General features: G+C 37.0%; 10 protein-coding genes. All 10 read right to left on the bottom strand.

Annotated elements, in window-relative coordinates:
- Positions 1 to 15 precede the first annotated feature (15 nt).
- Positions 16 to 390, bottom strand: coding sequence for a hypothetical protein (locus PLH43_RS10995; protein WP_324363039.1), 375 nt, complete (start codon positions 388 to 390; stop codon positions 16 to 18).
- Positions 391 to 619: 229 nt separating this feature from the next.
- On the bottom strand, positions 620 to 2,737 hold the full coding sequence (locus tag PLH43_RS11000) for a recombinase family protein (RefSeq protein ID WP_324363041.1): 2,118 nt from the start codon (positions 2,735 to 2,737) through the stop codon (positions 620 to 622).
- Positions 2,738 to 2,825: 88 nt separating this feature from the next.
- Entirely contained in the window at positions 2,826 to 3,296 is a 471-nt protein-coding gene (rlmH, locus tag PLH43_RS11005) for a 23S rRNA (pseudouridine(1915)-N(3))-methyltransferase RlmH (RefSeq protein WP_324363043.1), read from the bottom strand.
- A gap of 19 nt (positions 3,297 to 3,315) precedes the next feature.
- Positions 3,316 to 4,107: an MBL fold metallo-hydrolase gene (locus PLH43_RS11010; RefSeq protein ID WP_324363045.1), complete on the bottom strand. Its 792-nt coding sequence runs from the start codon at positions 4,105 to 4,107 to the stop codon at positions 3,316 to 3,318.
- A gap of 30 nt (positions 4,108 to 4,137) precedes the next feature.
- Positions 4,138 to 5,391: a UDP-N-acetylglucosamine 1-carboxyvinyltransferase gene (locus PLH43_RS11015; protein ID WP_324363047.1), complete on the bottom strand. Its 1,254-nt coding sequence runs from the start codon at positions 5,389 to 5,391 to the stop codon at positions 4,138 to 4,140.
- 122 nt (positions 5,392 to 5,513) lie between these two features.
- On the bottom strand, positions 5,514 to 6,350 hold the full coding sequence (yycI, locus tag PLH43_RS11020; protein ID WP_324363049.1) for a two-component system regulatory protein YycI: 837 nt from the start codon (positions 6,348 to 6,350) through the stop codon (positions 5,514 to 5,516).
- A 2-nt stretch (positions 6,351 to 6,352) separates the two neighbouring features.
- Positions 6,353 to 7,822, bottom strand: a complete 1,470-nt coding sequence (locus PLH43_RS11025) for a hypothetical protein (protein ID WP_324363051.1) — start codon at positions 7,820 to 7,822, stop codon at positions 6,353 to 6,355.
- Between the two features lie 15 nt (positions 7,823 to 7,837).
- The gene (locus PLH43_RS11030; RefSeq protein WP_324363053.1) at positions 7,838 to 8,368 is read right to left on the bottom strand and encodes a hypothetical protein; all 531 of its coding nucleotides are present in this window, start codon (positions 8,366 to 8,368) and stop codon (positions 7,838 to 7,840) included.
- A gap of 111 nt (positions 8,369 to 8,479) precedes the next feature.
- Entirely contained in the window at positions 8,480 to 10,279 is a 1,800-nt protein-coding gene (locus PLH43_RS11035) for a two-component system histidine kinase PnpS (RefSeq protein WP_324363055.1), read from the bottom strand.
- Between the two features lie 41 nt (positions 10,280 to 10,320).
- Entirely contained in the window at positions 10,321 to 11,019 is a 699-nt protein-coding gene (yycF, locus tag PLH43_RS11040; RefSeq protein ID WP_324363057.1) for a response regulator YycF, read from the bottom strand.
- Between the last annotated feature and the right edge of the window lie 278 nt (positions 11,020 to 11,297).

Genomic DNA, 11,297 nt, shown 5'->3' on the forward strand with positions numbered 1-11,297 from the left:
CTGGCATCTTCTTTTTCAAAGATCATTTTGTTTCATTACAGGAATGCTCCATTCTTTATTAAAGTAAATATCATTCATTGGTTTTTCAAATGCTTTAATAACATGGGCAATCCGTTCTCGGTTATTTTTCAATTTACATTTATAGAAATTGATTTTAAAGTAAAAAATAGCATTTTCAATTCGACGATAGGAATATATAGAATCTTCAAGACCGAGCAATTCTCTAATTTGATTTAAATTGAACATTATTTCTTCGCCTAGTTCAATTTGGTGCCTTCCCAGAAATAAAATAACAGTTAAAGTTTTTAAATTGAAATTATTTGCATCAATCAAGATATTACTTTTGTCCCACACTTTTTTAAAAAAAGTTTCAAATTTTGTACTATCCATAGTAAACACCCTTCCAAATTAAATAAGACATATTATATCATAAAAAAATAAGGGCTTTTTTTAATATAAAATGGTATTCTATTTTCTCTTAGAAGAACAAACTCGCAAGTAAAATAAAAATACTATCAAAAATACAAGCAAATGACTAGTTTGATATCATTCTCTGGATTTTCGTGTTATTCTAAAAAAAATTTTTTAGTTAAAAAATAAAATAAATAGTCCTTATCCATCAGGTAAGAACCTTTTCATTTTGCAGTACTTTTTTTAAGAAATACTTGAATTTAAATTCCTCATATGTTTTATCAAAGTTTTTGATTATTTCATCCAGCGTTATATTTTCCGATACTTGCTCAGTTTCCTCTAAACATTCATCAATAAGTTCTTCAATGAATTCATCATTACTCTTATCTCTGGTAGCATCCAATTCTTTTATATAATTCCGAAACCTGCTGCTCACATGACTTGATTCTATATCCTTTAGGTATTCTTCTACATCGCCATAATGCTGTTCTAATATATTCAATTCCTTCCCCTTTGTTTTGAGGTAGTTATTAAATTCTTTGAAATCCTGAACTCCAAGAATCTTGCAAAGCCCTACAGTACTGGAATACTGATTATATTCAATTTCTTTAATTTCTAATTTTTTTGGTCCATATCTTGCATTACTGATAGTGTTTATTACAATCCTTGAATAAACTTTTTCAAGTAGTTGTCTTTTTTGCAATAGTGGTAATGAAGAAAAATAGTCTTCTATATTGTCAAACTGTTCTTGTTCCCGACTTTCCTTTAACAGGGCTTCTTTACGTCTTTCTGCTTGTTTGATATTATTTTGCTGTTCCGTTATTAGTTGTTGAACTTTTGCAATATCAATTTCTGTGTCATTTATCATTTTCTGAAGCCTTTCATATTTAAAGGTTCCAGAATCCTCTAATAGTTGGCGTTCAATCAAAGTATCCAACTTTGATACTAACCTAGTTTTATTTTTCTCAAGTATCTTTATTTCATCTTTAATTTTGGCAATCTCCTTATCAAAAAGCATTTGTTCATCAGTTCCGTATTTCTCGTAAATATATTGCTGATATTCTTTAACTAACATAAATGCTTCTTTAAGTCGCTTAAAAAAATCTTCTTTTATCAGATTAAACGCTCGCTCTTCTTGTACTGAATAATAGCCATCGCAGTAGTTCCGACCCGCATTAAAACTATTGCATTTATAATATACTTTTGCTTTACCTCTTTTTCCATTGGCCAATTTAGGTGCTGGCTGTAGAGAGGATGTCATTCTTCCGCCACATCCAGGACATCTTAAAATATTTATAAACATTTTTTTATTTGCATCGTCAAACTGCTGTTTTGTAATCCCACGCATGGCATCTGCTGTATTTTCATTTACTCTAACTTTTCTTCTGCTGCGTAAACGCTCTAATGCTTCAAGAAAAACATCTTCCGGAATTATTGCTTGATGGTTTCCTAAAGGCAAATCATAAAAGTTTACATCAAATATAGTTTTCTTTTCCCAAACCCGCACACCTTCTTCTGTTTTTTTCTTCTGCCTACGTTTTGCCCAAAAAAGTCTCGAACAATATACAGGATTTTCTAAAATTTTTTGAACAGTTGCAGTTGCAAATTGTTTTCCCGCTCTTGTTTTATAACCATGTAAATTTAGGTGCTGGGCTACATTTTTTATACTATACTTTTCTCTAACAAACAAAGTAAAAATCAATTCTACTATAGGTTTTTCTTCTTCATTTACAATAAGCCTCTTCTTTATATCTCTTTTCTTTGTTTTGCTGTTTTGATTTTCTTGAAAGTTATTTTCTTGCTTTACTGAATAATACTCATATTTGTATCCATAGGGAGGCGGCCCTCCAAAATAATTCCCCGCTTCTACAGATTTACTCATGCCGTCAATTACCCTTTCCCTAAGTTGGTCAATAAATAACTCATTGAGCATGCTGTAGATACTTACCATAATTTTTGCATTTTGCCCATTTATATCCCCATTAAAAGCGCCATCGCAGGTGTAAAGTCTTAAATTATTTTCCTTCAATAATTTGAAAATCTGAAGTGTATGGCTGATACTTCTACTGATACGGCTTAAATCATAGCAGCAAATACCATCATACTGCCCTTTTTCTAACTTATCCAACAGTTCTTTTAATTGGTCTCTCTCTAGTATAGTTGTTCCAGATATTCCAGCATCACAATAGAAATCAATATCTGCATCATTATATCCTTTGCTTTTTAAAAGAAAAATGCATCTCTCTTTTTGCACATCCAAGGAATAAGCATCATCTGCAGCCTGTCGTGCCGATGAAACCCTTGTATATACTGCAATTTTACCCATAACAACATGCCTCCTTCCTGCGCTTCTCTTCTGTTCTTAGCATAACACATGAAAAGCACGGGTAATTTGGAGTCATGTATTCGGTAAATCACGGCTCACCGTTAATAATTTTAAACGACCTGTACAACTGTTCGAGAAGTATCAATCTTGTCAATTGATGCGGAAATGTCATATCCGAAAGGGAAAGCCTAAAGTCCGCAATATTAAGAAGCTCTTTGTCTATCCCCAATGACCCTCCGATTACAAAAGTGATATTGGATTTGCCAGAAATAAAAAATGACTCTATCTTGCGGGCCAATTCCTCTGAAGTCACCTTTTTGCCGCGAACATCCAGGACAATAAGGGTGGAACCTTCTTTAATCCTCTTAATAATCCTTTCGGCCTCTCGTTTTTTTACCTGTTCCTCCTGCAGGCTGCTAAGGTTTTCCGGCGCCTGCTCGTCATCAACTTCAATTATTTCCAGATTACAAAACCTGGAAAGTCTTTTGCTATACTCATTTATTCCTTCTTTCAAATACTTTTCCTTTATCTTTCCTACTCCAATTACTGTGATTTTCATTTCCTTATGCTGCTCCGTTTTAAATTTCTACCACTTGACCGACTCTGTCCCTTAAAGCCACGGAAAGCCTTATATCCCTTTCTATATCTATGTTCTTCTCTTTCAGTATGTTGCGCACAGTCTCATAGGCCAGCTCCGGAAAATTGTTTTCCTTGCTCAAATGCCCCAACAAGAAACACTTTGTCCCCTTCTGCGCAAGATGCGCCACTACTTTTCCCGCCATTTCATTGGACAGATGGCCCCTGTCCCCCAATATTCTCTTCTTGAGGTGCCAAGGGTACGGACCTACCATCAACATTTCTATGTCGTGATTTGACTCTATAAGCAAAAGATCGCTTCCCTCGATACATTCCAAAAGTTTATTATTCATATGCCCAATGTCCGTAGCCGTAGTTATCTTGTTGTTGCCCACGAAGAAGTTAAAACCCACAGGTTCCGCAGCATCATGGGGTATGGGAAAGGGGTTCACAAGCACATTCCCTATCTCAAATTCCCTTCCCGTGTTAAAATACATTTTATTCTTGGCATTTACCGGCCCTATAAGATTCTCCATAGCCGCCCACGTATTCTCGTTTGCATAAATCGGAACATCATACTTTCTTGAAATTATGCCTGCTCCTCTAATATGGTCACTGTGTTCGTGGGACACTAAAATAGCGCTTAATTCCGAGGGCTTTTCGCCAATTGAAACAAGCGCTTCTGTAATTTTTTTACCGCTAAGTCCAGCATCAATCAAAATTTTAGTTTTACCGGCCGCCAGGAAAACCGCATTGCCGCTGCTTCCGCTGTATAAGCTGCAAAATCTAATCATTTGTAATCTCCCAACTATTAATCCGTTCTGCTATTTTCTTACTATCTTTGCACCCAGCCTTTTTAGCTTTCCTTCGATATTCTCATAACCTCTGTCTATGTATTTTATATTATACACCTCAGTCTCGCCCTCTGCAACAAGTCCGGCTATAACCAAAGCCGCTCCGGCTCTTAAATCCGTAGCCCTGACAGGTGCTCCCGTGAGCTTTTCCACTCCCTCAAAAATTGCTATTCTGCCCTCAACTTTGATTTTAGCTCCCATTCTTTTAAGCTCATCCACATACTGAAACCTTGAATCCCAAATTCCTTCGGTTACAGTACTTGTTCCGTCGGCAAGGCAAAGCAAAACCGATGTCGGAGGATGCAGGTCGGTTGGAAATCCGGGATAAGGCAGTGTCTTGATATTTGCCCTTTCTATTTTGTCGGCACCGACAACCCTTACATAGTCTCCGCCTTCCTGAATCTTTACATTCATTTCAACAAGCTTTGCACTCAAAGACTCTATATGTCTCGGTATTATGTTTCTAACAGTTACATCTCCTTTTGTCGCAGCCGCGGCAACCATAAATGTTCCGGCCTCTATCATGTCGGGAATTATTGAATGGCATGCTCCTCCCGGCAAACCGTCAACACCCTTTATCTTTATAACATCGGTTCCCGCACCCTTTATATTGGCCCCCATAGCGTTGAGGAAATTGGCTACATCAACCACATGGGGCTCTTTCGAGGCGTTTTCAATAATTGTCGTCCCCTCAGCCTTTACAGCTGCGAGCATAATGTTAATTGTAGCCCCAACGCTTACCACATCCATGTATATCTGGCATCCAACCAACTTTTCGGCTTCCAGCCTTACAACACCATGATCTATTTTAACTTTTGCACCTAATGCCTCAAATCCTTTAATATGCTGATCTATAGGTCTAAATCCAAAATCGCATCCTCCCGGCAGCGAAACCTCGGCTTTTTTAAACCTGCCCAAAAGTGCTCCCATTAAGTAGTAAGATGCCCTTAAGCTTTTTACCATATCATAAGTAGCAGTATACGACTTTATATTCTGAGAATTTATTGAAAGGGTATCCTTGCTTTCAAAATTAACCCCAGCACCCAAGTCTTTTAATATGCTAATAAGTGTTTTTACATCGCTAATGTCAGGAATATTCTCTATCGTGCACTGTCCGTCAACCAGTATCGCTGCTGGAATAACTGCAACAACAGAATTCTTCGCTCCGCTTACGCTGACCTCACCTTCGAGAGGCCTTCCTCCCGCAATAACAAACTTTTCCAAGTAATACGCCCCCACTCGTATACTGTTTCAAAATCTATTTTCATATCTATCTTAGTCAATTATACTACTAAACAGTATCGTTTGCCTACTATAAATTTAAATAATTTATCTTTCGCATAGTTTTATTCTATTTCAGTTCCGTCATAGGCCCTGAAAAACTTGTTTTGCTTCTTTCCACTTTCCCTATACTCTATACGCCAAACAGGAATATCGTCCAGCTCCCTGCTTCCGTCATCCATTTTATGCTCTTTAAACCCCAAGTCAATCTTTGTAATGGTAATATTTTTTATACAATCATAATGGCGTATAAGCACTTGGTACAAAGGCATGACCTTTTTGCTGTTAATTATGCCGTTAACCTTTCTGTATCTTGCTGCAAGATATGTCATCCTGCCATCGACTAAATCTACAGTAATATAGTTTTCATGTACCAAAAAACTCTTATACTTTTGCTTGAAAATATATGTTTTGCGGTTGCCTTCTTCCTCAATCGTATCCAGGTGATAATCCGTTATCGGTATTCCCGTGCCTTTAAGCATATTTGACACAAAACTCAGCACACCATCTGCGCCATTTAAGCCCGGCACAAGACTATCAGGCTCGCTGTTCATGAAAATAAAGGAATAGTCGTCCGGAAAGCTTAGCTCTTTGCCATCATCCTCTATATCAAGCTCCCCCGACAAATTTTCATCATTCCCTGTATCCCCCACAAGATTTCCAATCACCCTTTTTTTATCAAATCCCTCGTCCAGATAAGTGAGTGTTCCCACACCTCCATTAAAATGCGGTATATCGCAGATTATGGCAACACCTCTTTCCGCCAAAGCCTGACGGGCATCATCAATTGTATCCTTTGTTATATTGTCGCTATTTAACGTATATATGAGAATAATACTCAAAAACACATTTAAAAGAAAAAACAGCATTATGAAAATATTCTTTGCTCTGGCCCAGTCCATATCTATCCTTCCTCCGGAGGTTTCTTTTGCATGGGAACAACATACCTTTTACCTTCCATCGTCTCAACTATCCAGACAGGCTCCAAGCTCTGACTGTCTGTGCTGAATTTAACCTCATATGTCATATTAATGTCTTTTACGGAAAAATCCTTTATGCTTATATCCTGATACAAATTGAATATGTCATCAAACAAACTTTCAAACTTGACGTTCAGCATGAGGTTCTCTTTACCCAACTTAAACTCTTTTAGTGCCCAGTAACAGCTCAAAATCCTCTGACTGTTTACATCCACTGTTATGGCATGGTTCAACTTGTTTTTATCCTTGTTGTTTACCGTATATTCATTAAACGAAACCTCCATGTCATTAAATTTATAATCAAAAGAAAATGTGTAATAATTGCTGTGCTCCTCAATTCCCGACAGGTAAACATCCACACCCGAGACCAACTTCTCCCTGCGATTGATAAATTCCAATGCTATCTTTAAAGCTTCAACTTTGCTGCCTTTTTCATAGCTATTAATTCCATGAAGATATTTATACTCCAAAAGACCGTCTCTGTAAATTCTATACATGTTACTTAAGTTTTGAAATACAACGGTTTTATTATAGACATCTATACTCCTTATGTAATCGTCCTCATCCTCTCCAAGGATGATTCTTGCAATATCATTAAGGTCCTGACTGCTGTTTGGCTGCTGGATGTTTCGTATCAGCTCCGGAACGTTGCAAACAAGATTCTTGTAATTTCTGTATTTTCTCCCCTGGGCAACTATCAGGACATCGGGACTTAGGTATTGATAAACATAGTTTGTCACATATTCCTTGATAACACTGTAGCCCTCAATATCGTCCTCGTAGAGATTGGCTATAATGTCATCATAGTCGTCTATTGACAAACCTTTTGTCACAAAGGGAACCACATACTTATTTACCTTGTCGCCGTCAAATACATATATTGTAAGATTTTTGTTTATATTTTCCGATGGGAGAATTGCCATTTTATAGATACCTTCAGATTTGAACCCCGATACCCATCTTTCATTAAGAAATGCTGCTAAAAGCTCAGAGTTTATACAGGTTTTAAATTCAAAAATGAAGGATTTTCTTAAAACCACGTCACCCCAAAATTCCTTGCCGTACTCCCCTTTTGATACCACCCCTCTATCGGTCAGCAGATATTTTATATATGCCTGGGCATCATTCCACAACGGCTTATAGTATTCATGATTTTCTTTTATCACCCAATGGGGATTTTCAAACCCTTCGGAAACCACAACTCTATATGGCTTGAAAGCATCTCCGATATCATACTCCGTTTCTGCCTGAGATTTATTAAAAAAACCCCATAAAAAATTAGTAGGCACTCCTCGATTTTGATAATACCAAAGGATACCTACCTGTATAAAGCTCGTTATTACCAATAAAAACAGTATGTACAACTTTACTCTTTCACGGCCAAACCATTTCATTCAAATCCCAGACCTTTATGCTCCGAATAAATTATCCAACATATCTGTAATTCTAAGAAATCCGTTCTTGATTGCCTCTTTAACACTTCTATCCAATAAAGTTACTGTAAAAGTATTTACCTGCAAATTCTCTCCTAAAACCAATTCTGCATTGTCCTTCTTTGTATTACCCTGATATGCTACAATTCTTATTTTGTTGGCTCCTTTCTTCGGAAGCTCTATCTCCTTCATAAAGAACCCCGAAGCTCCTATCACCCATGTGTCTTCTCCGTCCAAATCCTTGTAAGGTTCGAACGTTTCAGTTTTTTCATTGTACATAAGAAGCTTTACCGTTATGTTCTGCTTGTCTGAGTTGCCGCAAATTACATAAGACTCTTTAAAAGTAGTCTCATCGCCCTCGGGACGGGTAATCTTAACAAGAAATTGTTTGGTATCCTCAGTCTTCTTATCGGATATCAAATCAACTTTCTCGTCTGCAAATACCGTCATGCACATACTTATTAAAAACATAACCGTACAAAACAGAGTAATTATCTTTTTTGCCATAAAAAACACCTCATGATAGAGAAATAAAGACAAAATTAAACTTTATCTCCCCTAATACTAACTTAATTATACTATATTACTGTTACAAAATTATTACACAGCATTTAAGATTCAGTTACACACCGGCAGCTTTACAGTAACCTCTGTTCCCTTTCCAAGCTCACTTGTGACAGATATCGTGCCTTTATGAGCTTCTACGATTTCTTTTGCAATTGCCAAACCAAGACCCGTACCTCCCATTTCCCTTGAGCGGGCCTTGTCCGTTCTGTAAAACCTTTCAAATATTCTGTCAATGTCCTCCTTGGGAATTCCTATACCCGAGTCAGCCACTTTTACATAAACGTCACTGTACATCTTACCGATATAAACTGTAATTTTACCGCCTTCCGGAGTATACTTTATTGCATTGGTAAGAATATTCAAAACCACCTGCTCTATGCGGTCCTTGTCTGCAACAATCTCCATCGCCTCTCCAATGGTAAAACATTCGAGGGATTGCTTTTTCTCCTCAGATTCAAATTTAACCTTTTCCACACAGCTTTTTACCAAGGTTTCAAAGTTTATCTTTTGCATATCCCACTTCATTTGATTGTTATCGAGCCTCGAAAGCTGAAGAAGATCCTTCACAAGCCTTGTCATCCTGTCTGCTTCCGAATTAATAACACTTAGGAATTTCTCCGAAATTTCCCTGTTCTCCAAGGCTCCGTCCAACAATGTTTCCGCATAGCTCTTGATTGATGTCAAAGGCGTTCTTAGTTCATGGGAAACATTTGCAACAAATTCCTTGCGCATGTTTTCGAGCTTTTGCTGTTCGGTTATATCGTGAAGCACGGCAATTATACCGTCGGCATTGTTTTCCTCATCAGTAAAAAGAGCAAAATATATTTTTATATATTTTTCCCCAATATTAATACTTGCTTCTTTTGCATTGTATATTTCAAGGTACTTAACCTCTTCTATCGACACATCAAGATTGTACTTCTTTGAAAACCCGTTAAAGTCAAAATCAAATTCATCAATCTCCAATATCGCTTTTGCCACCGGATTTATATGAATTACCTGTCCATTTATATTGAACGCAATTACACCATCGGTCATATAGTTGAGAATGGTCTCAATCTTGCTTTTCTCCCTGGATATTTGATTTAAGGTGTTTTTAAGCTCCTTGCTCATAAAATTGAAAGCTTTTGTGAGCTTGCCTATTTCATCATCGGATTTGACTTCCATCACATGTCCGAAATCTCCTGCCGCCATTTCCCTTGCCTTGTGCACGAGGTTGACAATCGGAACGGTTATTGTTTTCGAGAGTGCATATCCAAAAATCAATGAAAATATGACAGCAATAAGAAAGCTCAGTTTTATTATATCATTAAAAGCTCCTATCGCTCCGGCCCACTCTTCCCGGTCATACCTGAAGTATAAAATATAATCTGTTTTACCAATTCGTCTTGCATAGTCAAAGAAGGCCTTGTCTCCAATTCTGATTAATTTTCCCTTATCCCCTTTACCACCTGCCAGTGCAGCAAGATAGTTTCTTGACTGTATTATATCCTCCCTCAGTGTTTCCCTGTAAGGTGATTTCACATCAGTGTATATTATTTCATTGGTGTTTTTGTCAATTATCGTAAATGTTCTGAAATTGTTTATAAAAAACAGGGACATAGCGTTCGCTTTGTTATTGGCGGTAAGGTATGAAACAATTTCCTCTTTTGTAGGCTTGTCTTCGTCATCTATTCCCCAATATTCAAAACCGTTTTCAATCCCTGCTTTAAAGGTATCATAAAAAAACAATTCCACAAAATAGTTCAACGATACACTTGCGGATACTGCCAACACCAATGCCAAAAGTATGAAAATAGTTACAAGTCTCCACTGAAGGCTCCTTAAAAACTGCAAACGCTTCAAAACCATATCCATCCTCACACAGTCAAAATTTCACTATTTTTTGACTCTCAATTTACTTTATTAAAGTAATACCCTACTCCCCTTTTTGTCATAATGTAACAGGGATTACTCGGATCCTTTTCAATCTTTTCTCTAACTCTTCTTACAGTAACATCCACCGTACGAACATCGCCGTAATATTCATAACCCCAAACCTTTTCCAAAAGGCTCTCCCTTGAAAATATCTGTCCCGGCTGCAGCGCAAGAAATTTAACCAGCTCAAATTCTCTTAGCGTCAGCTCGATTACCTCATCGTTTCTTCTTACCTCATAATGCTCAATATCTATTTCCAAATCGCCAAACTTTAAATAATTGCTTTGTTTCTTTTGGGTCTCCGCAGTTGAAGCAACTCTTCTTAAATTGGCCTTTACCCTTGCCATCAATTCCCTGGTGCTGAAAGGCTTTGTTATATAATCGTCCGCTCCAAGCTCCAACCCCAACACCTTGTCAACTTCTTCTTCCTTGGCAGTAATCATTATGATAGGAGTGGAAATGCTCTCTCTTAATTTGCGGCAAACGGTAAAGCCATCCAATTTGGGAAGCATTATATCCAAGAGTATCAGGTCCGGTTTTTCACTTAAGGCAAGCTCTATAGCCTGTTCGCCGTCATTTGCCTCAATCGTAGAAAAACCCTCTTTTGTTAAATTAAATTTTAGTATGTCAACTATATTTTTTTCGTCATCAACAACAAGGATTTTTGCACTCACAAAATACACTTCCTTTCATTGTAAAATCGCAAGACATCCACCATACCTTTCATTATATCATTAAAAATAAAAATAAGAACATATATTTTACGTCAATAACTCCAGTTTATTGAATTTTTATATCCTACAACCTGTTCTTCCTCAAATATTATAAAATATTGCTCAAATTATATTGATATTATTCCAATATGTGTTATAATAGAATAAGATGATTGTCCATTTTTCCTCGTTTCTTTTGCAGTTATAGTTTAAAAGAAAAATTACCAAAGGCAATAATA

Origin of the sequence: Acetivibrio sp., assembly GCF_035371925.1 — a bacterium.
Classification (GTDB): Bacteria; Bacillota; Clostridia; order Acetivibrionales; family Acetivibrionaceae; genus Hungateiclostridium.

Coding starts and splice junctions, on each gene's coding strand:
- PLH43_RS10995 (WP_324363039.1), bottom strand. CDS start 390: ATGGATAGTACAAAATTTGAAACTTTTTTTAAAAAAGTGTGGGACAAA.
- PLH43_RS11000 (WP_324363041.1), bottom strand. CDS start 2,737: ATGGGTAAAATTGCAGTATATACAAGGGTTTCATCGGCACGACAGGCT.
- rlmH (WP_324363043.1), bottom strand. CDS start 3,296: ATGAAAATCACAGTAATTGGAGTAGGAAAGATAAAGGAAAAGTATTTG.
- PLH43_RS11010 (WP_324363045.1), bottom strand. CDS start 4,107: ATGATTAGATTTTGCAGCTTATACAGCGGAAGCAGCGGCAATGCGGTT.
- yycI (WP_324363049.1), bottom strand. CDS start 6,350: ATGGACTGGGCCAGAGCAAAGAATATTTTCATAATGCTGTTTTTTCTT.
- PLH43_RS11025 (WP_324363051.1), bottom strand. CDS start 7,822: ATGAAATGGTTTGGCCGTGAAAGAGTAAAGTTGTACATACTGTTTTTA.
- PLH43_RS11030 (WP_324363053.1), bottom strand. CDS start 8,368: ATGGCAAAAAAGATAATTACTCTGTTTTGTACGGTTATGTTTTTAATA.
- PLH43_RS11035 (WP_324363055.1), bottom strand. CDS start 10,279: ATGGTTTTGAAGCGTTTGCAGTTTTTAAGGAGCCTTCAGTGGAGACTT.